This window comes from Ferrimonas sediminicola (assembly GCF_005116715.1).
In the GTDB taxonomy this organism is placed as follows: domain Bacteria; phylum Pseudomonadota; class Gammaproteobacteria; order Enterobacterales; family Shewanellaceae; genus Ferrimonas; species Ferrimonas sediminicola.
The window spans coordinates 486550-507642 of the sequence record NZ_SWCI01000002.1; the positions used below are offsets into that span (position 1 = coordinate 486550).

Sequence of the window (21093 nt, forward strand, 5' to 3'; positions counted from 1 at the left end):
CATGTCCATCATTACCAAGCAGTTGCGCAAGACCTACAACGCCGACACCGACTTCCCGGTTCACGCCGTGGACAACGTGGATTTGACCATAGATCAGGGGGAGTTTGTGGCGATCATGGGCCCCTCGGGCTCGGGCAAGACCACCCTGCTGAACCTGCTCGGGGGACTGGACACGCCCACTGCCGGGGAAGTGATCGTCGACGGGCGGCGAATAGATACCCTGCCCCATGACCAGTTGATCGCCTTTCGCCGGGATCAGGTGGGGTTCATCTTTCAGGACTACAGTCTGCTGCCGGTACTGACCGCCCTGGAGAACGTCGAGTTCGTTATGCAGCTCCAGGGCCACAACAGCAGCGAATGCCGGGCTAGGGCCGAGTCGCTGCTGGCCAGGGTGGGCTTGGCGCAGCACGGACATAAGCGGCCATCGAAACTCTCCGGCGGCCAGCAGCAGAGGGTGGCCGTGGCCCGCGCCCTGGCCCCCAATCCCAGGTTTGTGATGGCCGATGAGCCCACCGCCAACCTGGATGCCCAGAGCACCTCCGAACTGCTGGACATCATGCAGCAGCTCAACCGCCAGGAGGGGACCACCTTTATCTTCTCCACCCACGATCCCCGGGTGATCACCCGGGCCCGGCGGGTGGTGATGATGGAGGATGGGCGGATCACCGAGGATCGCCGCCAATGAGGCTGGCCCTCCTACTGCCGTTCAGCGCCCAGGCCCTGGCCCAGATCCCCGGGCTGGCCCCTCAGTCGCCGTGGGAGCTGTCGGGCTACCTCAAGGGGATGACCAGCCTCAGTCAGCCCGATGGCGCCGCCAGCCGCAGCGAACAGCTGCTGCATCAACGTATCGACCTGGAGTACCGGGGGCGGCAAGGTTGGCGGTTCAACCTGGGGATGCGCAACCGCCTGCTCTACAGCGATGCCCTGTCCCAACCCGGTTACGACGACCTGATCGGTGGCGACCGCGGCTACTGGGATCTGTCGGCCAACTGGCTGGAGCGGGACTCAATGCTGGGCACCAGCAGCCTCGATCGGCTCTACCTCACCTGGCAGGACAGCCTCTGGCAGCTGCGCGGCGGACGCTTTCGCATCAACTGGAGCATGACCACGGTGTGGAACCCCAACGACCTGTTCAACGCCTACTCCATCTATGACTTCGACTATGAGGAGCGCCCGGGCAGCGATGCACTGATGCTGACCCGCCAGTTGGGGGTGGCCAGCGAGCTGAACCTGGTGGTCAGCCCAAGCGATGATCCCGACCGCCACAGCTATGCCGTGCGCTACCTGTTCAACCATCTGGGGTGGGACGCCCAACTGCTGGCGGGCAAGTCGGATCTGGACCGGGTGGTGGGGCTGGGGTTGGCCTCGGACCTGGGGGGCGCTGGGATACGGGGAGAGCTGAGCCATTTCGATCCCAGCGACCAGGCGTCACAGCTGCGGCAGCCGAGCTGGGTGGTCAGCCTGGAGGGTGACTACAGCTTTGCCGGGCCACGCAACCTGTCGGTGCGGGGGGCGCTGCTCTACATCAGCGAGCCGCTGGCCCCCCCCTCGGCGGCAGACTATCTCAGGGCGCCGCTCACCGCCCGCACCCTCAGCTTTACCGAGTTCACCGGCTACGGCGAGCTGGGCTGGGATCTGACCGCCCTGACCCGGCTGACCCTGTCCGCCAGCTATTACGATGACGGGTCGCTGTTCACCGGAGCCAGTTTCAACCACTCACTGGCCGATGACTGGACCCTGCTGGGGGTGGTGCAGCGCTTCGACGGCAGCACAGCCAGCCTGTTTGGCCAGAGCCCGGCCACCCTGTGGTACGCCCAGATCCGCTGGAGTTTCTGAGCCGGGATCAGCGATCGGACTTCAGCACATCGTCGTGGAACGGCTGATGGTCGGGGTGCTCCGCAGGCTCGGCGGCTTCCCTGGCCTGCTTCTCATGCAACGCTTCAATCAGCTTGCGGTTGTACTCGGCGAAATAGATATCCTCCGCCGCCTTGGCCCTGAGCCGCATGCACTCGACAAAATCCGCCATGGCCACCCCCTGCACTCCCCATGCCTAATCTTAAGGGTAGCCCAAGGAGCGCCGCGCTGAGGGCGGCGCTGGCCGAGATCAGCCGTTGCTCTGGGGCCTGCGGCGGCGGCGACGGGGATTGGGCTTGGCCGAGGGTGCCTCTTCGGCGCGGGCTCGGTTGCTGTCCGGCCCCTTGCCATGGCTGCGTCGCCGAGGCGGCTTCTTGGCCGCCGGTCGGTCCCCCTCCTTGGCCACGGTTTCGCCCTGGCCATCGGCCCTGGGCGCCTTGGGCTTCTTGGGCTTCTTCTTCTTCGGTGGCCGGATCGGCTTGGAGTCCGCCAGCGGGTTCTGCGGTTCGTGACCGGCCAGGACTTCCCGCTCCAGGTGACGCTGGATCAGCTGCTCAATGGCCTCCAGTTGCTCCTGTTCATCCTGACACACCAGGGAGATGGCGTGGCCACTGGCGCCGGCCCGGCCGGTACGGCCGATGCGGTGCACGTAGTCCTCCGCCACCTGGGGCAGATCGAAGTTCACCACCTGGGGCAGTTGGTCAATGTCCAGGCCTCGGGCGGCGATGTCCGTGGCCACCAGCACCCGGATGGCACCGGATTTGAAATCCGCCAGCGCCCGGGTGCGGGCTCCCTGGCTCTTGTTGCCGTGGATGGCGGCGGCGGTGATCTTGAACTCTTCCAGATAGCGGGTCAGCCTGTTGGCGCCATGCTTGGTGCGGGTGAACACCAGCACCTGCTGCCAGTTGTTCTTGCCGATCAGCTCCGCCAGCGCCAGCGACTTGCGCTTCTTGTCGACCGGGTGGACCACCTGCTCAACGGTCTTGGCGGCGGCGTTGCGCGGAGTCACCGAGATCTCCACCGGATTGTGCACCAGCCCCTTGGCCAGCTCGCGGATCTCCTCGGAGAAGGTGGCGGAGAACAGCAGGTTCTGACGCTTGGCCGGCAGCAAGGCCAGGATCTTCTTGATGTCGCGGATGAAACCCATATCCAGCATCCGGTCCGCCTCATCGAGCACCAGCACTTCCAGCTGGTCAAACCGCACCGCATTCTGCTGGTAGAGATCCAGCAGCCGCCCCGGCGTGGCCACCAGCAGATCCACCCCACGGCTCAGCGCCTTCATCTGGGGGTTGATGGAGACGCCACCGAACACCACCGCGGATCGCAGCGGGGTGTTCTTGCCGTAGTTGTCCACGCTCTCCTGTACCTGGGCCGCCAACTCCCGGGTGGGGGTAAGCACCAGGGCCCGACACTTGTTGCCGCGGGCCCGCTCTCCGGAGCGCAGCCGTTCCAGGATAGGCAGGGTGAAACCGGCGGTCTTGCCGGTGCCGGTCTGGGCCGCCGCCATCACATCCTGACCTTCGAGGACGGCGGGGATCGCCTGCGCCTGAATGGGAGAGGGAGTCTCGTAACCAAGGTCTGCAATGGCGTCAAGGAGGGGCTGGGAGAGGCCCAGATCGGTAAACTGCATCGGCATCTTCTGTGTGAGTCGGCTCACCCCTGTGGTGGCCGGGGTGCGCAGTGTACCTGAAAGCGGTTGGGTCGCCACCCTTTTTTAATCAGGGATACCCTTAACCATGGGCCTCAAACACCTCGTCCACAGGCGTATGAGCCAGGTGGTTGGTGTAGTTGCTCATCACTTTCTGCCCGACGGCCAGCACCATATCCAGCAGATTGGCTTTGGTGAAGCCGGCGTTGAGGAAGACCTGGATCTGGGCGTCACTGAGTCTTCCCCGCTCCCGCACCAGCGCCACTGTCGTGTCCCTGAGCAGTTGCAGCCTCGGATCATCCAGTGGTGCTCCGGATTTGAGTGCCTCGATCACCCCCTCCTCTATCCCCATGTCCTGAGCGATGGCCGAGTGAACCGGCAGGCAGTAGTGGCACTCATGAAAGCCATTGATGGCCTGCCACACCACGGTACGCTCCAGATCGCTGAAACTGGAGCCGCAAAACAGCTGATGGGCCAGCTTGTAGGCCTGCAATAACCGGGGGGACTCCGCCATCACCGCATGCAGGTTGGGGATGATACCGAACTCCCGTTTCGACTCGGCCAACAGGGGTTTGCTGTCGGCGGGGGCATCGGCATCGGAGTAGAGGGTGAAAGAGATCATCACGACTCCCAAGCATGTAAAGACAGGTTCCAGAGGGGCCGGAGGCCCCTCTGCCAGAGTCTCAGTAGAGATGGATGACAAAGAGGCAGTCAAACCCCATGGGGTCTCCCGGGTTCCCGGCAAACCGGGTCAAGTCGACCATGCCAGACAACCTGACGGTCCCCATGGCACCGGCGAACCGCTTGCTGCCCCACAGGATGGCATTGCCTGTGCCGGCCGCCCCGGTCACATGGGTGATCGTCTGCCCGGAGGGGGTAACGGTGTTATGAACCACGGGCTGAACCGAGGTGTTTCCCCGGGTTACCAGGGTGCCCTGCGGAAGGTGGAAGAAGGTGGTGCCTACCAGGGCAATACCCGAGCCCACCGGGGTGATGTTTGACAGACAATCGGTGGCGCTGCCGATGTGACGGCGGTTATTGGCATCCATCAGTTGCACATCGAAGCAGATGGCATCGTCATCCATCCCATCACCATCGATGTCCGGTACGGTGCTCTGATACATCTCACCGGTTCCCACCAGGTTCAGCACCAGCAGATCTCCCGCCCCCTGCTCATTGGCCCAGGCCGGCGCCGACGTCAGGCAAAGCAGAGAAACCGCGCTGATCATGCGTAACAGGGTTTTCATGGATCGTCTCCTTGGATTACAAATCCAGAGTTGGATCATCAAGGGGGATGTATATGCTGCAATGAAACAGCCTAGAACACGGAACTGGCGCGCACCAACCAAAGTTGTAATAGAAGCCTTCCGTCAGGCTGGATCCGAGATTGGCCGGTGGGCGACACACACCTGGCCCCTGGCGCCCCCGGGCTCAGGTGTGAGCTCGGGTCGCTGCCATAAGGGATCGGGTCCACAGCCGGAGGCCTGACAGCAGTGTCACCTCTGCGGTACCGACCCAGGCCAGCCCTGGCCCACCAGCGCCCTTGCGCCTTTTCAATCACCGTCAAACTAGTTACCCTATAGCCTGTGTAATCAGTAAGTAAGCAACTATGAGTCAGGCCAGCCCCATTGTTCACAAGACCCGCACCCAGCTGGTGGTGGAGGTTTTGCGCGAAAAGATCCTCTCCGGCGACATCAAGGCGGGAGAGCCCCTGAGGCAGAGCGCACTGGCCGAGGAGCTGAACGTCAGCCGCATCCCGGTGCGGGAGGCCCTGGTGCAGCTGGAAGCCGAGGGTCTGGTGAAGTTCGAAGCCCACAAGGGCGCCACCGCCACCGAGCTGTCGGTGGAACAAGCCGGCGAACTGTTTGAACTGCGCGCCCTGATTGAGCCGGATCTGCTGGCCAAGTCCATCCCTCACCTCAGCGAGGCGCAGCTGGACGCCGCCGAAGCGGTGCTGCTGCAGCTGGAGTCCGCCTTCCGCGAGGAGAACGCCATCAACATGTGGAGTGAACTGAACACCCAATTTCACTCCGCCCTCTACCTGGGGGCCAACCGGCCGCAGGCGATGGAGGTGATCAAAAGCCTCAACACCAACTCCGACCGCTACATCCGCCTGCAGCTGTTGCTGACCGGGGGCATCCCCAGGGCGGAAACCGAACACCGCCAGCTGCTGGAACTGTGCCGGCAACGAAACGTCCAGGCGGCGGTCACCCTGCTCACCAACCACATCCTGCACGCCAAGTCCGGCGTGGAGCGGCTGGTGCAGCAGCACGTCGATAATCAACAATAACCGTGAGGCCCATGGCCCCGCCGCAGCACTGCCGGTGACTCGGGGGAGGACATCCCCGGCGGCCGCTGGTATGATGCTGCAATTCCGAATGGTGGTGTGACCAGTTAACCACACCCCGTGCTTTTTGGAGAGCGTTCATGCTACATGCCCAGATTACCGGCTGGGGCAAGTGTTTGCCCCCGGCCACCCTGACCAACGACGACCTGGCCACCTTCATGGAGACCTCTGACGAGTGGATCCGCAGCCGCACCGGCATCGGTCAGCGCCACATCAGCCACGTCAGCACCTCCGCCCTGGCCGCCGTGGCCGCCAAGCACGCCCTGGCCGCCGCCGGCATTGACGGCAGCGATCTGGATATGATCATCCTGGGCAGCGCCACCCCGGACACCCTGGTGCCCAATATCGCCGCCACGGTTCAGGCCGAGGTGGGTGCCCAGTGCGCCGCCTTCGACATCAACGCCGCCTGCTCCGGCTTCCTCTACGCCCTGGGCCTGGCCACCGCCCAGATCCGCAGCGGCCAGTGCCGCCGGGTGCTGGTGATCGGTGCCGAGCGACTCACCTTCCTGCTGAACTGGATGCAGCGGGACACCGCGGTACTGTTCGGTGACGGCGCCGGCGCCGTGGTGTTGGAGGCGGTAGAGAGCGACGAGCCCACCGGGGTGCTGAGCTACGCCATGAACAACGATCCCCAGGCGCGCGACATCCTCAAGGTGGCCGCCTTCGGCTCCGACATGGATCGCCTCAGCCCGGACGCCGCCAATTTCCAGTTCCAGTTTGAGGGGCGAGAGATCTTCAAGCGGGCCATCGCCGGCATGTCCGCCCTGGGCCAGAAGGTGCTGGCCGAGAGCAACACCGCCCTGGATCAGGTGGACCTGGTGGTGCCCCACCAGGCCAATGTGCGCATCATCGATACCCTGATCGGCAAGATGGGTCTGCCCGCCGAGAAGGCGTTCATCAACATCGAGAACTATGGCAACACCTCTGCCGCTACCGTGCCCATCGCCCTGTGTGACGCCCTGGAACAGGGCCGTATCCGGCCCGGAGACACCCTGCTCTCCTGCGCCTTCGGTGCCGGTCTCACCTCCGCCGCGGCGGTGATCAAGTGGGGCGACCGGGTCATTCCGGTGAACACCAGTGACGCCCAGTTGCCACCGTGCGACAAGAGCGGCCTGGAGCTGATCGCGCCGGCCGTCGCCGCCGCCAGGACCAAGCTCGAGGGCTGAGCCCACCCCAGCATCAGCAACGGCGCCGAACGGCGCCGTTGCTATTTCAGGTCGACCTTCGCCGCATCCCAGTAGAGATCGCAGCCATGGAGCCCAGCCAGGGCACGGTTGAGTCCGCCAAAACTGTCGAACCGGCGCTGCTCGCCGGTGAGGCAGTACCAGACGAAGCGGTAGCAGTTGTCCCTGAACAGATCATAGTTGCGGTGCTGGTAGAGGCAGCGGGCCGCCCGCTCCACAGAGGCCACCACCGTCAGCGGCCGGTGATGGCGGTCGACGCAGACAAACAGCTTGCGGCCGGTGCGCCCCTGGACAAACCGGCGCGGCGAGACCAGCCGCACCAATCCGCTGCCGTGCAGTTCGATGATCTGATCCGGGGCCACCCACAGGCCCACATGTTCCACCGCCCCGTAGACATGGCAAGCCACCAGCGAGCCGGGCCTGGGGTCCACCCTGGCCTTGCCCTCGTCCCACTCGCTGGGACGCAATTTCAGCCGGGGATCGGGGCTGAGTTCATGGTAGCGGCGCCGACGGGCCCGGTCCCGGCCCCGTTTGTAGTCCGCCGCCGCCAGCCCCCCCGCCAGGGCCGCCAGTATCCAGGGTATGGCCATGGGCTCCTCCAGGTTGATGCCTGTGTTTATCCTAGCAACGAACCGCCCGAGTGCCAGAGGGGGAAACTGTTACCGGATATGAGGTGATCTCAGGGCCCGAGCAGCTCACCCAGCAAGGGATTGCCCCCCATGGCGGCGGCCTGGGCCATCAGCAATTCACCACAGGCCAGGGCGTCCACCAGGGCATCATGGCCGGGGTAGTAGGGCAAACCGTAGCGGTCGCGGCAACCGGCCAGGGTCAGGTCCCCCGGGGCGAGGTGTTTGCCCTGGCGCAACAGCCGCCGCTTCTCCAGCTCCAGGGTGTCCACCGCCAGCAGCGGCGCGTCCGATACCCGGCACTGGCACAGGGCCCGTCCTAGGAAAGCGAGGTCCAGCTCGGCGTTATGACACACCAGGATCCGTCCCTCCAGCAGCGGCCACAGCCGCGCCAGGGCGGCTTGCGGCGACAGCGCCTGCTCCAGCTGGCCATCGACGATGCCGTGGATGGTGGCGGACTCCCCGACGCCGGTCCGGGCCTTCACCAACTGGTAGAACGCCTGGCGGCACTGGATGCGACCGCCGTCGAGGGGCACCGCGCCGATGCTGACGATCTCATCCTGCCTCGGGTTCAACCCGGTTAGCTCCAGGTCCAGCGCCAGCAGCGGCAGCTGGCGAAAGCGAGCACCCAGGTGTTCGGCGACAGGGACACTCTCGCCACTGCGCCAGGCCTGCCAACGCCAGCGCCACAGTTTGCCGCTGAACAGGCTCACAGCTGCTTCCCAAACTTGAGCTTGACGCCGTCCTGGGCCTGGCCGACCACCACAAAGGCGTCTTTAAGCTGGTGACGGACCAGCTGAGACAGGGAGCGGGGCTCCAGGTAGTTGCTGGCCCTCTCCCCCGCCTGCCATTGACGTTCGTGGTTATCCAGCCGCTGCTGACGGATGAACTCCAGGGCATCGGCGATGTTGAGGGCATCGGTGCGGGTCAGCAGCCCCGCCTCCATGGCGGCTTTGAGGCGCCTGGGGGTCTCCACCTCCTCGCTGGCGCACGCCAGGGCGTAGAGACGGCCGATGTCGTTGACGATCGCCAGCCCGCGGTGTTTCAGGTCCACCCCCTCCTTCTGCTCCCCATCCTTGTCAAGCACCCACTGGCGGAAGAAGCCCAGCGGGGGACGGCGGTTGATGCAGTTGCGCGCCAGGTAGGTGAGGAAAAAGTCGGACTGGCTGGCCCGCTGCACCACGTACTGCTGCAACCGCCTGGCCAAGGCCAGGTCCCCGGCGATGCCGCGGATATCGAAGAAGATGGAGCTGTGCATCACCGCCATCGGCTCCGGCTCGCAGATCCAGCGATCAAACTGGTGTTTCCAGCCCTGCTCCGACAGGCACCACTTTGGGTTCATCGCCATCACCCCGCCCTTGCACAGAGTCTGACCGCAGCGGTCCAGACCCCGGCAGACAAACTCGGCCAGTGACAGAAAGTATTGCCTCTCCTCGTCACTGGGTTCCTTAGCCAGCAGCAGGCCGTTGTCCTGGTCTGATCCCACCACTTGGTCCATCCGCGCCTGGGAGCCGAACGCCAGCCAGCACCAGTTGATCGGCGCCGGCCCCAGCTGCGCCTTGGCCAGGTTGATCAGCCGCTCGGTCAGCCGGTCCGAGATGGCGGTCAGCAGCCGCCCCACCTGCTCGGCGGAGACGTCGGCGGCCACCTGAGCCTTGACCAGCTTGGGCACCCCCTCCATCACCCGCACCAGCCCATCCAGGTCGTGACAGCGATTCAACTGCTTGATGATCAGCGCCGGGTCCGAGTCCAGCTGACGCATCAGGTCGTTGCTGGTCACCAATCCCACCAGCTTGCCGCTTTCGGCCACCGGCAGGTGGTGGATGTTATTACGGGTCATCATCAACTGGGCATCAAACCAGGTGGCCTGGGGCTCGGCGCACAGCGGCTCGACGGTCATCACCTCGCTGACCCTGGTGGTCACCGCCACCCCCTTGGCCAGTACCCGGTTGCGCAAATCACGATCGGTGAGGATGCCGATGATCCTGCCCTCATGGGTGATGGGCAGGCAGGAGATGCGGTGTTCACTCATCCTCGCCGCCGCCTCGGCCACGCTCATCCCGGCCTCGCCGCTGACCACGTCGGCGCTCATCACCCGCGCCAGCTTCATGGCGTTGGTGTGCCTGTGACTGTCATAACGCTCTCCGAGGCGGATCCGCTGGCCGTGCTGGCGATTGAAGAAGCGCTCAAACTCCTTGTGGTGGTGTCGAAGCTCGTCGAACATCGCTTGGGGGATGAGGTAGAGCAGGCCATCTTCGATGATATGGATATCCGCCGCCGTCGGCTCACCAGTCAGCAGCGCCCTGAACCCGAAGCACTGGTGGCTGTCGAGACGGGCCAGCAGCTCCCCCTCCTTGCTGTGCAGCTCAAACACGCCACTGGCGATCAGGTAGAGGCTGGGGTTATCCGGGTCAAACTCAATCATCCGGTCGCGGCGGCTGGCGTAAGCGATCTCGATGCTGGCGGCGCACCTCTCCCTCGCCTCCCGGGGCAGGGTATCGAAGGGCACAGTGTCAGACAGGAACTGCACCAGCGGAGTAAGACCATGGTCCATTTCGGTCTCCTAGGGCGTGTGTCTCGTAGGTGTTTAGAGTCTGGGCCCGAAGGGCTGCATCCTCATTGAGAGCCAACTACAGGCGTGCTGATACCACAATGGCCAGATGTTGGCGCAAAAACAATCCGAAAAGGCCAACAGGCCTTAGTCCTTTAGTCGAAGTCGGCTCGTGCCGGTGATCCGTCTTTGATAGTCTCAACCCATCACAGGCAAGGAGCCCCACTATGTTAACAGTAATCGAGCCCCTCTTCTTACTCGGCGGCGCCGTTCTGGTGCTCACCTCGCTCACCCTCTACAGCAGGCGCCAGAAGCACCTGCACGGCTTCTGGCAGGTGTGGGTCGGCAAGCTCAAAGACTTCACCATTGCCGAGTTCCGCTTCTACCGCATGGGAATTCTGTTTCTCTTTATCGGCATCGTCCTGCGTATCGTCAACCTCACCATGATCTGACCCCGGATGCCAGTTTGGCCACCCTGACCAGGGTAACAAAGATAAAAAAGGGGCGGTCATACCGCCCCATCTCTTTGTTGTTTGCTGACGTCAGCTTAGTGGGCCTGGGCCTTGCCAGAGCCCTTGGGGAAACGGATCTGTTCCACCAGGTCCTGAACATCCTCGGGCACCGCCGCGGTCACCTTGCTCACGGCAAAGGCGACGATGAAGTTCACCATCATCCCCAGGGTACCGATCCCCTCGGGGGAGATGCCGAACCACCAGTTCTCGGGAACGTTGCCCGCCGGGTTGATGAACTTGAAGTAGATGATGTAGGCCGCGGTGAAGCTGATGCCGGAGATCATGCCGGCGATGGCACCCTCTTTGTTCATCTTCTTGGAGAAGATCCCCATGATAATGGCCGGGAAGAAGGAGGACGCCGCCAGGCCGAAGGCAAACGCCACCACCTGAGCCACGAAGCCCGGCGGATTGATCCCCAGATAGCCCGCCACCATGATGGCGACGGCTGCCGCCACTCGGGCATAGGTCAGCTCCTGTCTGTCGGTGATGTTGGGCATCAACGACCGTTTCAACAGGTCATGGGACACCGAGGTGGAGATCACCAACAGCAGACCGGCGGAGGTGGACAGGGCCGCCGCCACACCACCGGCCGCCACCAGGGCGATCACCCAGTTGGGCAGTTCGGCGATCTCGGGGTTGGCCAGTACCATGATGTCACGGTCGATCTTCATCTCGTTGCGCTCATCGCCGGAGTAGAACATGCGACCGTCGCCGTTCTTGTCCTCCCAACTGATGAGGCCGGTGTCGCTCCAGTTCTTCACCCAGGAGGGCGCCTGCTCACCGACGATGCCACGGCCATCTTCGCCGTTGATGGTGTTGATCATGTTCACCCGGGCGAAGGAGGCAACCGCGGGAGCGGTGGTGTACAGCATGGCGATGAACACCAGGGCCCAGCCGGCAGAGAGACGGGCGTCACTCACCTTGGGCACGGTGAAGAAGCGCACGATCACGTGAGGCAGGCCGGCGGTCCCCACCATCAGGGCGGCGGTGATGAAGAACACGTCGATGGTGCTCTTGGAGCCGTCCGTGTACTGGTTGAACCCTAACTCCGTCGACAGTCCATCCAGTTTATCCAACAGGTACATCCCCGACCCGTCGCTGAGGGTCGAACCGAAGCCCAGCTGAGGCAGGGGGTTGTTGGTCATCATGATGGAGATGAACACCGCAGGCACCAAATAGGCGGTGATCAGCACGCAGAACTGGGCCACCTGGGTGTAGGTAATCCCCTTCATGCCGCCCAGCACCGCGTAGAAGAACACGATGGCCATGCCGATCACCACGCCGGTGACGATGTCCACCTCCAGGAAGCGGCTGAACACCACGCCCACGCCGCGCATCTGGCCTGCCACATAGGTGAAGCAGACAAAGATGGCACAGACCACGGCTACGATGCGGGCCAATTGGGAGTAGTAGCGGTCCCCGATGAAGTCGGGCACGGTAAACTTGCCGAACTTACGCAGGTAGGGAGCCAGGCACAGGGCCAGCAGCACGTATCCGCCGGTCCAGCCCATCAGGTAGACGCCGCCGTCATACCCCATGAAGGAGATCAACCCCGCCATGGAGATGAAGGAGGCGGCCGACATCCAGTCGGCGGCGGTGGCCATGCCGTTGGCCACCGGCGGTACCCCGCCGCCCGCGACGTAGAATTCGTTGGTGGAGCCGGCTTTGGCCCAGATGGCGATGCCAATGTACACCGCAAAAGTCAGGCCGACGATTATAAAGGTGAGTGTTTGCAGTTCCATGGTACGCTCCTAGTCTTCCTGAACCTTGTATTTCTTGTCCAGGGCGTTCATCTTGGCCACGTAGACGAAGATCAGCGCCACAAAGACGTAGATCGCCCCCTGTTGGGCAAACCAGAACCCCAGCTTAAAGCCGAACAGCTTGATGCTGTTCAGGGGCTCCACCAGCAAGATGCCAAAACCAAAGGAGACCACAAACCAGATCACCAGCAGTGACAGCAGCAGCCTGAGATTTTCCTTCCAATACGCTTTGGCGGATTCGGTACTTTCGAATGCCATAATCGCTCCCCATGTTTCCATTCTTGTAGTAGTGATCGCCCATCCAATGCGCATCCGGCCTATGCAACTGCTTCTTGAAACACAACTTATGACGCTGGATAGATGTGAATGGACACAGGTCGCAACGCCAGGCCGGATGCAAAACGTGATCGGCATCTCGTCGGTTCTAACCTAGCAAGGGGAGCGGTCTGAGCCTCGTAGACCTTAGTCTAAGGCTGGACAGAGACGGTCTAAGACAACCGAAATACCCCTTTAATTTCAGATGCTTAATCTCGTCTCTGAGGACTTTCTCAGGGGCGATAGACTTTGGTCGAAGGCAGACGAGGCGGGGGATGGTCGCCGGGCCAGGCGGCCCGGCGAAGAGGGCTAGGGCCGGGTCAGCAGGTACTGAACCAACTCCACATAGTCGCCCAGGGTACGGCCGGGGTTGACCACCAGATACTTGCCGTTGACCAGCACCGACGGAACGCCGGTGATCTTGGCCAGGGCGGTGCGACTGTCGCCATCGGCCAGCTTCAGCTTCAGATCACCACTGCTGGCAACCCTGTCATAGTCGGCACCGCTGACCCCGTGGTCGACGAAGAACTGCCTGAGTTCCGCATCGCTGTGGAGTGGCTTACCATCCTGCTGAATTCTTGAGAAAAACGCTTCGTGAGTCTGACCACTGACACCGAGGATCTCACTGATGTAGAACCCTTTGGCCGCCAGCTTCCAGCTGTCGCGGTTAAAGCTCACATGGGTGCGCTCGATATTGACCTTGTCCCCCAGGGCCAGGGTGATCTGCTTGAATGCAGGGTCGAAGCGATAACAGTGGCCGCAATAGTAGGAGAAAAACTCCCTGACCACCGGGGTATTGGACTCCGACAGGCCATCCACCACCTTGTAGTGAACCCCCTCCCTGAACTCCTGGGCGGGCGCGACGAAGGCAACCGCCATGAGCGCTAGCGCGAACAGTCTCGCAATCACAAATCAATCCTCTTAGAAAATATCCAGGAGGCAAGGCCTTGCCTCCCTCTACTGCCGCCCGATAGCCTTCGAGCTGACGTTGTTGACACATGTTAACCCACGGCCCCCCTCAATCCCAAATGGTCACAAAGTAAAGGGATTTCGGAATGGCACACCCCTTGCCTTTATCAGGTAAACAAACCGGCACCGCCGCCAGACGGTGCACCAGACTGCCGAGGAACATCATGAACATCAGCGCCCCCAGGGACTGAACCGCTCGGAGCGGATCTAATCGGTCAGTTCGATCCGCACCAGCACGGTGGCCGTCATCTCCTGGCCACCGGGCTGGTAGGCGTGATCCGCTTCCATCCGGCTCATCGCCATCACCGGCCTGGGGATGGGACCATTGACCTCCTGGATCGCCAGCACCTCCCCGAGCTTGTTGCCACTGACCCGGGCCAGGCGCCCGGCCTTATCCAGGGCATCCTGGAAGGCGGACTCCATCAATCCCCTCTGGTACTGTGCCCATTCACTGGACCAGTATCTGGGTGTCTCCACCTGGGTCACCCCGTTGTCCAACAGCAGCGCCAGCCAGCGTCCGGACTCGCCGGCGTCCAGGCTCAGGCCGATGCTGCGGACCGCCCGGTAGCCCACCAACTCGCGGCGGCGCTCCTCATAGTGGTACTCCGGCATCACCCGCAGCGATCCGGCATCCACCCTCTCCTTGGGAAGGTTGTTCTGCCTGAACAACTCCAGCAGCCGGGCCACCTGAGCATCCACCTGCTCCTTGGCAGTGGCCGGATCCTTGGCCAGCCTGTCCACGTGGGCCTCCAGCTGCACCCGGTCCACCGGCAGCTGTCCCTGGGCCTGGCCGGTCACCTCAACCCAGCGCCCGCCGGCCATCGCGCCAAGGGGGAGTGCCATCAATACCGCCAACATCCACGCCTTCATCCAGGCCTCCTTATATAAAGCAAAAGTTTGATTAAATAATCGAACCAGGTAAGATTGACATGAAGCATCAACGAGATAGCCAGCATGTCCTCTAATCAGCAACAACTGTTATCCCTACTGAAACGACTCGGCCCTACCCCAGTCACGCCGCTGGCGGCGGCCCTGGGCGTGACCACCATGGGCGCCCGGCAACACCTGGAAAAGCTGGAACAACAGTCCCTGGTCGGCCACTTCGACAGAAAGCAGGGTAAGGGCCGTCCCAGTCGTCACTGGCATTTGACCCGCCAGGGGCATCAAAGTTTCGGTGACAGACACAATGATGTGGCAATTCAAATGATTAATAGCTTGATCGCCCTGGAGGGAGAGGCGGCGGTAGAACGGTTGCTGGATCACCGGGGGCAGCAGCAGTTGCAGGAGTACCAACAAAGGCTCGACAACATCACCGCCCTGCCCCTCCGACTCGAGCGCCTTGCCAGTCTCCGCAGCGAAGAGGGTTACCTGGCCCGCATCGAGAGAGACGGTGACGACTGGTTACTGCTCGAGGATCACTGTCCCATCTGCAGCGCCGCCCGAGCCTGCCAAGGGTTCTGCCGCCACGAACTGTGCCTGTTCCAGGCCCTGCTGGCCCCGGCCCGGGTCGAGCGGGAACAGCACATCCTGACCGGTGCCCATCGCTGCTGCTACCGGATCAGCTCGGGCAGCACATAGAGATTGGTGTAGCGGTAGCGCCAGCCGAGACGCTGGCAGATGCGCTGCCCCTCCACCCAGCGTGGCTGGTGGAAGCCGGCCTCAAACTCCGGGGGGGCCAGCCCCAGCCGGTCGGTGCAGAAGCCGTAATAGCGGCGGCGACTGGGGTGATGTGGGGAGACCAGGTTGAAGGTTTCTCCCCAGTGATCGGCCCGCAGCAGTGCCAGGATGGCAGCAATCACATCCTCCCGGTGCACCAGGTTGACCGGATCGTCGCCGCCCGGCAGCTCGCGCTTGCCTGCCAGGAAGCGTCCGGGATGGCGCGCCCCACCCACCAGGCCGGACAATCGCAATATGGTCACCCGCGGAAACTTTTGGCGCACGGCTTGCTCCACCTTCAGCATTCGGGCGGCACGCTCTCCTTCGTCCACCTGCACCGATTCATCGACTCGGCCCCGGAGCTGTCCATAGACACTGGTGGCGCTGGTAAAGATCACCTTGGCGATCCCCGCCTCGACTGCGGCATCCAGCAGCGGGGCAAGCCGCTCATGGAACGGCAGGGCGTCGGCCTGTCTGCCCGGCGGCAGGCACAACACCATCACATCACACCTGGGCAGGGGTGGAATCTCCTGCTCCAGATCAACGAGCAAAGGCAGGGCGCCGACACCACTCACCGCGCTCAGACCGGACTCACTGCGGCGAGTTGCTGTAACATCATATCCCTTGGCGACCAGTTCGGCGGACAAGGGCAGCCCGAGCCAACCGGCCCCGGCGACAAGAACGTGGGACATCAGGCCCCTCCCAGATTGAGACTCAGATAATCACGGACAGAGCCAGGCAGCTCCGATTCCGCCACGGGTGCCACCACCGTCAGCCCCAGCTTAGCCAGGCTGACCACCGGCGCTTCGCGGCGAGGCACCCTGGGATCATAGAGGATCACCTCGGGGGCCTTCTGATCCCCCTTCCCCGCCGCGACCACCTTGGCGACGTCGCCACTACTCAGGCGCACCAGGGAGCCGGTGGGATAGAGCCCCAGCACCTTCACCAGGGTCTGCACGTAGTCGAGGTTCAGCTGACCACGGCGATGCTTGAACAGGTAGGCCAGGGCCAGGTGCGGGGAGAGCTGCTTATGGGAGCCGTTGATCAGGTGATCGTACTCGTTGGCCACGCTCAGCACCTGGGTCAGGGGGCAGATCTGCGCGCCCCTCAGTCCCTGGGGGTAGCCGGAGCCATCCAGCATCTCGTGGTGATTGGCCACCATCAGCCTGATGCGCTTGTGTCCCAGGGCGGCGCCCCTCAGCATCTCCAGTGCCAACTTGGGGTGGGCTTCCAGGTAGGCCTGCTCCGGCCGGGTCAGGGGAATACGCTTATTGAGGATGCTGTGGGGGATACGCAACTTGCCCACATCGTGGAACAGGGCAGCCATCGCCAACAATCTCAGGTCGGCGGAATCAAAGCCGCAGTGACGGCCAAGGACGATGGCCAGGGCACAGACGGCCACGCCATGGTAGTGCAACCCTTTGCCCATCTGGTGCGCCGCCAACTGCAGCAGCAGAATCTTTTCACCATAGGCGTCCAACTGCTCCAGCAGCAGGCCGATCGCCGCGCTGGCCTCGGCAAAGGCGCGGTCGGGCGAGGCGGCCAGGTAGCCGTAGGCACCCCGGGTCTGCTCCAGCACCTTGAGGTAGCCCTGTTCACAGCGGCGCAGCTGGCGGTGGTACTCGATGCTCTCGAGCCTTTGCTGCTCCTCGGCCTGGCGCTCGGCCCACTCCTCCTCGGTCACCGAGGGCGGCTCGGAGACGGCCAACCCCTCGCTTTGCCGAGACGACTCGGACTCCTCCACCTGCAGGTAGACATACTTCAGGCCCAGCCTGGCTATTACCGCGATCTGCTGGTTGTCCTTGAGGGTGAAGCGGCTGAACAGGAAGGGGTGCTCCTTCCAGGAGAGGGGCAGCCGGATCGCCTGCCCCACTTGCAGCTTCTCAATCGGCAGTTGGATCTCAGTCACCGCCATGCGCCCTCTCATCCGGTTCGGTTACCGCTCGACTCAGACTCAATAGCGCCATCCCTGCTGACGGAAGATAAACCCCAGCAACCAGATGGGACCAATGAGCAAAAATTGAACATCTTTAAAAAAGCTGGGCTTTTTTCCTTCCACATGGTGTCCGTAGAACTGGCCGATCCAGGCCATCACAAAGATCAGCACACTGAGCATCAGGATCTGGCTCAGATTGCTGATCACCCACAGCATCGGCAGGGCGATCGCCCCCATGGCTGCCGCCAGCGGGGGGGAGAGTCGAAGGTAGAAGAGCAGTGCCGCCGCCACCGCCAGCAGCGCCACCCAGGGTGACAGGGACCAAAGCATGCCGAGGACACTGAAGGTGATCAGCGGCACGCAGATCCAGTGAATCATCTTGTTGGTTGGGTTACGGTGACTCTCACCATATTCGGTGAACCACTGCTCTACGGATTTCATCTGAGGTCTCCCTGATCTCATTGGCCGGTCATCAGGCTAGAGGAAATACCGCTACCTTAAGCCTCTGCCGACGGCGACGCCGCCGGAGGTCGTTACCTTAAGATTACAGCGTCATCTTACCCCGACTCACCAAGGAGATGGAGAGTCGGCGACTCTTGGGTAACCATCCAAACAACATTCTGTTTCTCAAAGGCTATTACAATGAGCCCCCGGGCTCAAGTCAACCGCCGAGCAGGCTGAGCAGTCCCTGCTCGTCCATCACCTCCACCCCCAGTTGCTGGGCCTTGGTCAACTTGGAGCCGGCTTTCTCTCCGGCCACCACACAGTGGGTGTTCTTGGAGACGCTGCCGCTGACCTTGGCTCCCAGCGCCTCCAGACCCGCCTTGGCCTCGCTGCGGCTCATCTGACTCAGGGTTCCGGTCAGCACCCAGGTCTGCCCCTTCAGGGGCTGCTCCGACTCGTCCGCCTGCGCCATCTCGGGCCAGTGGATGCCGGCCCGCTCAGGATCCACCAGGGCGGCTATCACCTCCTGGTTGTGGGGCTCACGGAAGAACTTGTGCACATGGCGCGCGACGATCTCCCCCACGTCGTCCACCTCGATCAGCTGCTCCACATCGGCGGTGGCCACCGCCTCCAGAGTGCGGAAATGACGGGCCAGGTTGGCGGCGGTGGCCTCGCCGACCTCGCGGATCCCCAGCGAGTAGAGGAACTTGGGCAGAGTGGTCTCCCTGGCCGCCTGCAGCGCCGCCACCAAGTTCTGGGCGGACTTGGATCCCATCCGCTCCAGCATGGTCAGGGTGGAGGCGCTGAGCTTAAACAGATCCGCCGGGGTGTCCACCAGCTCCCGGTCCACCAGCTGCTCGACGATCTTGTCTCCGAGGCCATCCACGTCCAGCGCCTTGCGGGAGGCGAAGTGCTTGATCGCCTCCTTGCGCTGGGCCCGGCAGTAGAGGCCGCCGGCACAGCGGGCCACCGCTTCCCCCTCCAGCCGCTCGATTGCGGAACCGCACACCGGACAGCTGTCGGGAAACTCGATGAGCCGGGCGTTATCCGGACGGCGCTCGGCCACCACGGAGACGATCTGGGGGATCACGTCACCGGCGCGACGAATGATGACGCTGTCACCCACCATCACCCCCAGACGGGCGATCTCATCGGCGTTGTGCAGGGTAGCGTTGGAGACGGTGACCCCGCCGACAAACACCGGTTTGAGCCGGGCCACCGGGGTGATGGCGCCGGTGCGCCCCACCTGGAACTCCACCCCCTCCAGGAGGGTGATCTCCTCCTGAGCCGGGAATTTACCGGCGATGGCCCAACGGGGCGCCCGCGCCACAAAGCCAAGCCGGCGCTGCAGGGCGATGGCGTTCACCTTATTGACCACGCCGTCGATCTCGTAGGGCAACCCATCGCGGCGCGCCAGGATATCCCGGTAGTACGCCAGTGCCTGCTCCTCCCCGGTCACCACCTTGACCTGATCGCTGACCGGCAAGCCCCAGCTCTTAAGGGCCTGAAGCTGGTCATAGTGAGTGGCGGGCAGCGGCCTAGACTCCCCCTCCACCACACCCAGGCTGTAGGCGTAGAAACTGAGGGGACGGGAGGCGGTGATCCTGGAGTCGAGCTGACGCAGGCTGCCGGCGGCAGCGTTTCTCGGGTTGACGAAGGTCTTCCCCCCCTTGGCACGGGCCCGTTCGTTGAACGCTTCGAAGCCCGCCTTGGGCATAAACACCTCGCCGCGAACCTCCAGGACCCTGGGCACCCCCTCCCCCCTGAGCACCAGGGGGATCGCCTTGATGGTGCGAACATTGTCGATGATCCCCTCACCTGTGGTGCCATCGCCCCGGGTGGCGGCGCTCACCAGTTGACCCTCTTCATAGATCAGGCTGACCGCCAGCCCATCCAACTTGGGCTCACAGCACAGCTCGATCTCCGACTCGCCCAGCAGGTTGCCGACCCGCTCATAGAAGGCAAGGAACTCCGCCTCGTTCATGGCGTTGTCCAGCGACAGCATCGGCACCCGGTGACGCACCGGAGTGAACTTGTCCAGGGCAAGGCCGCCCACCCGGCTGGTGGGGGAGTTGGCCAGTTTCAATTCGGGGTGGGCCTGCTCCAGGGCCTGCAACTCCCGCATCATCCGGTCATACTCGGCGTCGGTGATGCTGGGGTTGTCCTCGACGTAGTAGGCGTGGTTGTGCCGCTCAATCTCGCGGCTGAGGCGTTCAATTCTCTGTTTGGCGTTGTCAGTCATAACTAAACAGGCCGCCCGGGGCGGCCTTTCTCTGTGGGGTGAACCAGCGCCCGGGCGGGGCGCGGTGAGAAGAGCCGGCGCGACGATCAGGCCGGCTGGCTTTCAAACTTCTGAATACGTGCCATGTAGCGCTCCTTGCTGATATCGCTCCACTCCTGGTGCTGATCGTTGAGCACCTTGCCACCATGCATGTCCGCCAGGGCCTGGGCGGCCCCCATCATCATCGAGAAGCCGACGGTCTCATCACACTGGTTGGGCAGAGTCATGAACAGCGACACCCCCTCGGTTTCGAACTGCTCCATGGTGTCCGGATCGAACACGCCGGGGTTGACCATGTTGGCCAGGGAGTACATCACCGGACCACGGCCGGCGCTGTCCTGGTGACGGTGGAAGATGTTCATCTCGCCGAACTTCATTCCCAGGGTCAGGAAGTTGTGCAACAACTCGGCTCCGTGCAGCGTCTGCCCCTCGGCAGCCACCACGTGCATCACCAGCACATCTTCCGGAGAGGTCACCAGGCCGGTTTCCGGTTGCCGGGGCTCAGGCTCGACCACCTCATCGGCGCCGAACAGCGGATCCACCGCCTCGGCATCGCACCTCTCCTGGGCACCGATCTCCGGCTCCGTGACGGACGCGCTCGGCTGCGGCGTCTCGCATGGCTCGCTCGGTTGCCCTGGCTCGGCGCCACTCTCGGCAGCCGAGGTGACCAGCGGTTGCACCTCTGCGGGCACCGTCTCGGGGTCGGCAAACAGCTGAGGTTCCACCTTGGTGTGAGCGCCGGGTGCGGCGGCCTCCTCGTGGCCTGCAGAGAGGGCAGGCTCCCTGGGCTGTTCCGGCTCGCCGCCGCTGATGGTGCGCACCTGCCCGACCCCGTTAAGATCAAACCCCTTGGCGTCACGGCTGGGCTCCGGCTCCAGGGGCTGCAGGGGGCGCGCCTTCATCTTGCGGGGTTGTTGCCTGCGAATCGACCACAGACCGTGGGCCAGCAGACCCACGATAGACAGCAAACCAACGACAATCAAAATAATGCGAAAATCATCCATAGCGGT

The 21093-nt window shown here is 63.3% G+C and carries 23 protein-coding genes; 6 read left to right on the forward strand and 17 right to left on the reverse strand.

The window, feature by feature from the left end; all coding sequences use genetic code 11:
* Nucleotide 1: 1 nt before the first annotated feature.
* Together FCL40_RS05670 and FCL40_RS05675 are read left to right on the forward strand one after the other, a co-directional pair.
* Nucleotides 2–685, forward strand: coding sequence for an ABC transporter ATP-binding protein (locus FCL40_RS05670; protein ID WP_136852178.1), 684 nt, complete (start codon nt 2–4; stop codon nt 683–685).
* Complete coding sequence (locus FCL40_RS05675; RefSeq protein WP_136852179.1) at nt 682–1836, forward strand: hypothetical protein; 1155 nt, start codon at nt 682–684, stop codon at nt 1834–1836. The genes FCL40_RS05670 and FCL40_RS05675 overlap by 4 nt, the downstream gene beginning before the upstream one ends.
* Before the next feature lie 7 nt (nt 1837–1843).
* Here the strand turns inward: FCL40_RS05675 and FCL40_RS05680 are convergent, their stop codons facing one another.
* The 4 genes from FCL40_RS05680 to FCL40_RS05695 all read right to left on the reverse strand — a co-directional run bounded on the left by FCL40_RS05680 (nt 1844) and on the right by FCL40_RS05695 (nt 4749).
* Nucleotides 1844–2026: a hypothetical protein gene (locus tag FCL40_RS05680; RefSeq protein WP_136852180.1), complete on the reverse strand. Its 183-nt coding sequence runs from the start codon at nt 2024–2026 to the stop codon at nt 1844–1846.
* Between the two features lie 78 nt (nt 2027–2104).
* The gene (locus FCL40_RS05685; RefSeq protein WP_136852181.1) at nt 2105–3484 is read right to left on the reverse strand and encodes a DEAD/DEAH box helicase; all 1380 of its coding nucleotides are present in this window, start codon (nt 3482–3484) and stop codon (nt 2105–2107) included.
* A gap of 100 nt (nt 3485–3584) precedes the next feature.
* Entirely contained in the window at nt 3585–4124 is a 540-nt protein-coding gene (locus tag FCL40_RS05690) for a carboxymuconolactone decarboxylase family protein (protein WP_136852182.1), read from the reverse strand.
* Nucleotides 4125–4185: 61 nt separating this feature from the next.
* Nucleotides 4186–4749, reverse strand: coding sequence for a hypothetical protein (locus FCL40_RS05695; RefSeq protein ID WP_136852183.1), 564 nt, complete (start codon nt 4747–4749; stop codon nt 4186–4188).
* A 362-nt stretch (nt 4750–5111) separates the two neighbouring features.
* Between FCL40_RS05695 and FCL40_RS05700 the strand changes: the two genes are divergently transcribed.
* Complete coding sequence (locus FCL40_RS05700) at nt 5112–5792, forward strand: GntR family transcriptional regulator (protein WP_136852184.1); 681 nt, start codon at nt 5112–5114, stop codon at nt 5790–5792.
* Between the two features lie 137 nt (nt 5793–5929).
* Nucleotides 5930–7015, forward strand: coding sequence for a ketoacyl-ACP synthase III (locus FCL40_RS05705; protein WP_136852185.1), 1086 nt, complete (start codon nt 5930–5932; stop codon nt 7013–7015).
* 41 nt (nt 7016–7056) lie between these two features.
* On the opposite strand, the gene FCL40_RS05710 is transcribed toward FCL40_RS05705, so the two are convergent.
* From FCL40_RS05710 to FCL40_RS05720, 3 genes are all read right to left on the reverse strand, one after another.
* Complete coding sequence (locus FCL40_RS05710) at nt 7057–7623, reverse strand: hypothetical protein (RefSeq protein ID WP_136852186.1); 567 nt, start codon at nt 7621–7623, stop codon at nt 7057–7059.
* An 89-nt stretch (nt 7624–7712) separates the two neighbouring features.
* Nucleotides 7713–8372, reverse strand: coding sequence for a 3'-5' exonuclease (locus FCL40_RS05715; RefSeq protein WP_136852187.1), 660 nt, complete (start codon nt 8370–8372; stop codon nt 7713–7715).
* A complete protein-coding gene (locus FCL40_RS05720) occupies nt 8369–10213 on the reverse strand; it encodes a DUF294 nucleotidyltransferase-like domain-containing protein (protein WP_136852188.1) in 1845 nt (614 codons plus the stop codon). The genes FCL40_RS05715 and FCL40_RS05720 overlap by 4 nt, the downstream gene beginning before the upstream one ends.
* Nucleotides 10214–10437: 224 nt before the next feature.
* On the opposite strand from FCL40_RS05720, the gene FCL40_RS05725 reads away from it, so the two are divergent.
* Complete coding sequence (locus FCL40_RS05725) at nt 10438–10662, forward strand: hypothetical protein (RefSeq protein ID WP_136852189.1); 225 nt, start codon at nt 10438–10440, stop codon at nt 10660–10662.
* A gap of 95 nt (nt 10663–10757) precedes the next feature.
* Here FCL40_RS05725 and FCL40_RS05730 read toward each other — a convergent pair whose 3' ends face one another.
* The 5 genes from FCL40_RS05730 to FCL40_RS05745 all read right to left on the reverse strand — a co-directional run bounded on the left by FCL40_RS05730 (nt 10758) and on the right by FCL40_RS05745 (nt 14636).
* Nucleotides 10758–12464, reverse strand: a complete 1707-nt coding sequence (locus FCL40_RS05730; protein ID WP_136852190.1) for a sodium:solute symporter family protein — start codon at nt 12462–12464, stop codon at nt 10758–10760.
* 9 nt (nt 12465–12473) lie between these two features.
* Nucleotides 12474–12740 carry a DUF4212 domain-containing protein gene (locus tag FCL40_RS05735; protein WP_028109806.1) on the reverse strand — a complete coding sequence of 89 codons (267 nt, stop codon included), beginning with the start codon at nt 12738–12740 and terminating at the stop codon, nt 12474–12476.
* 366 nt (nt 12741–13106) lie between these two features.
* Complete coding sequence (locus FCL40_RS05740; protein WP_136852191.1) at nt 13107–13706, reverse strand: thiol:disulfide interchange protein DsbA/DsbL; 600 nt, start codon at nt 13704–13706, stop codon at nt 13107–13109.
* A gap of 109 nt (nt 13707–13815) precedes the next feature.
* Nucleotides 13816–13938, reverse strand: coding sequence for a hypothetical protein (locus tag FCL40_RS18820; RefSeq protein WP_267873502.1), 123 nt, complete (start codon nt 13936–13938; stop codon nt 13816–13818).
* 35 nt (nt 13939–13973) lie between these two features.
* A complete protein-coding gene (locus FCL40_RS05745; protein WP_136852192.1) occupies nt 13974–14636 on the reverse strand; it encodes an SIMPL domain-containing protein in 663 nt (220 codons plus the stop codon).
* 84 nt (nt 14637–14720) lie between these two features.
* Between FCL40_RS05745 and FCL40_RS05750 the strand changes: the two genes are divergently transcribed.
* Entirely contained in the window at nt 14721–15344 is a 624-nt protein-coding gene (locus FCL40_RS05750; protein ID WP_136852193.1) for a helix-turn-helix transcriptional regulator, read from the forward strand.
* Here FCL40_RS05750 and FCL40_RS05755 read toward each other — a convergent pair.
* The 5 genes from FCL40_RS05755 to zipA all read right to left on the reverse strand — a co-directional run bounded on the left by FCL40_RS05755 (nt 15317) and on the right by zipA (nt 21087).
* The gene (locus tag FCL40_RS05755; protein ID WP_136852194.1) at nt 15317–16114 is read right to left on the reverse strand and encodes an NAD(P)H-binding protein; all 798 of its coding nucleotides are present in this window, start codon (nt 16112–16114) and stop codon (nt 15317–15319) included. The two genes, FCL40_RS05750 and FCL40_RS05755, sit on opposite strands and share 28 nt — an antisense overlap.
* Nucleotides 16114–17331, reverse strand: coding sequence for an HD-GYP domain-containing protein (locus tag FCL40_RS05760; protein WP_169307016.1), 1218 nt, complete (start codon nt 17329–17331; stop codon nt 16114–16116). Before FCL40_RS05760 ends, FCL40_RS05755 begins: the two co-directional genes overlap by 1 nt.
* 45 nt (nt 17332–17376) lie before the next feature.
* A complete protein-coding gene (locus FCL40_RS05765) occupies nt 17377–17799 on the reverse strand; it encodes an Mpo1 family 2-hydroxy fatty acid dioxygenase (protein ID WP_136852196.1) in 423 nt (140 codons plus the stop codon).
* Nucleotides 17800–18019: 220 nt separating this feature from the next.
* Nucleotides 18020–20044: an NAD-dependent DNA ligase LigA gene (ligA, locus tag FCL40_RS05770; RefSeq protein WP_136852197.1), complete on the reverse strand. Its 2025-nt coding sequence runs from the start codon at nt 20042–20044 to the stop codon at nt 18020–18022.
* An 86-nt stretch (nt 20045–20130) separates the two neighbouring features.
* On the reverse strand, nt 20131–21087 hold the full coding sequence (zipA, locus tag FCL40_RS05775; protein ID WP_136852198.1) for a cell division protein ZipA: 957 nt from the start codon (nt 21085–21087) through the stop codon (nt 20131–20133).
* Nucleotides 21088–21093 lie beyond the last annotated feature (6 nt).

What these genes read in the sequence shown, in the direction of transcription:
- FCL40_RS05670 (WP_136852178.1), top strand. Translation starts at nt 2, where the DNA reads ATGTCCATCATTACCAAGCAGTTGCGCAAGACCTACAACGCCGACACC.
- FCL40_RS05675 (WP_136852179.1), top strand. Translation starts at nt 682, where the DNA reads ATGAGGCTGGCCCTCCTACTGCCGTTCAGCGCCCAGGCCCTGGCCCAG.
- FCL40_RS05680 (WP_136852180.1), bottom strand. Translation starts at nt 2,026, where the DNA reads ATGGCGGATTTTGTCGAGTGCATGCGGCTCAGGGCCAAGGCGGCGGAG.
- FCL40_RS05685 (WP_136852181.1), bottom strand. Translation starts at nt 3,484, where the DNA reads ATGCAGTTTACCGATCTGGGCCTCTCCCAGCCCCTCCTTGACGCCATT.
- FCL40_RS05690 (WP_136852182.1), bottom strand. Translation starts at nt 4,124, where the DNA reads ATGATCTCTTTCACCCTCTACTCCGATGCCGATGCCCCCGCCGACAGC.
- FCL40_RS05695 (WP_136852183.1), bottom strand. Translation starts at nt 4,749, where the DNA reads ATGAAAACCCTGTTACGCATGATCAGCGCGGTTTCTCTGCTTTGCCTG.
- FCL40_RS05700 (WP_136852184.1), top strand. Translation starts at nt 5,112, where the DNA reads ATGAGTCAGGCCAGCCCCATTGTTCACAAGACCCGCACCCAGCTGGTG.
- FCL40_RS05705 (WP_136852185.1), top strand. Translation starts at nt 5,930, where the DNA reads ATGCTACATGCCCAGATTACCGGCTGGGGCAAGTGTTTGCCCCCGGCC.
- FCL40_RS05710 (WP_136852186.1), bottom strand. Translation starts at nt 7,623, where the DNA reads ATGGCCATACCCTGGATACTGGCGGCCCTGGCGGGGGGGCTGGCGGCG.
- FCL40_RS05720 (WP_136852188.1), bottom strand. Translation starts at nt 10,213, where the DNA reads ATGGACCATGGTCTTACTCCGCTGGTGCAGTTCCTGTCTGACACTGTG.
- FCL40_RS05725 (WP_136852189.1), top strand. Translation starts at nt 10,438, where the DNA reads ATGTTAACAGTAATCGAGCCCCTCTTCTTACTCGGCGGCGCCGTTCTG.
- FCL40_RS05730 (WP_136852190.1), bottom strand. Translation starts at nt 12,464, where the DNA reads ATGGAACTGCAAACACTCACCTTTATAATCGTCGGCCTGACTTTTGCG.
- FCL40_RS05735 (WP_028109806.1), bottom strand. Translation starts at nt 12,740, where the DNA reads ATGGCATTCGAAAGTACCGAATCCGCCAAAGCGTATTGGAAGGAAAAT.
- FCL40_RS18820 (WP_267873502.1), bottom strand. Translation starts at nt 13,938, where the DNA reads ATGTTCATGATGTTCCTCGGCAGTCTGGTGCACCGTCTGGCGGCGGTG.
- FCL40_RS05745 (WP_136852192.1), bottom strand. Translation starts at nt 14,636, where the DNA reads ATGAAGGCGTGGATGTTGGCGGTATTGATGGCACTCCCCCTTGGCGCG.
- FCL40_RS05750 (WP_136852193.1), top strand. Translation starts at nt 14,721, where the DNA reads ATGTCCTCTAATCAGCAACAACTGTTATCCCTACTGAAACGACTCGGC.
- FCL40_RS05755 (WP_136852194.1), bottom strand. Translation starts at nt 16,114, where the DNA reads ATGTCCCACGTTCTTGTCGCCGGGGCCGGTTGGCTCGGGCTGCCCTTG.
- FCL40_RS05765 (WP_136852196.1), bottom strand. Translation starts at nt 17,799, where the DNA reads ATGAAATCCGTAGAGCAGTGGTTCACCGAATATGGTGAGAGTCACCGT.
- ligA (WP_136852197.1), bottom strand. Translation starts at nt 20,044, where the DNA reads ATGACTGACAACGCCAAACAGAGAATTGAACGCCTCAGCCGCGAGATT.
- zipA (WP_136852198.1), bottom strand. Translation starts at nt 21,087, where the DNA reads ATGGATGATTTTCGCATTATTTTGATTGTCGTTGGTTTGCTGTCTATC.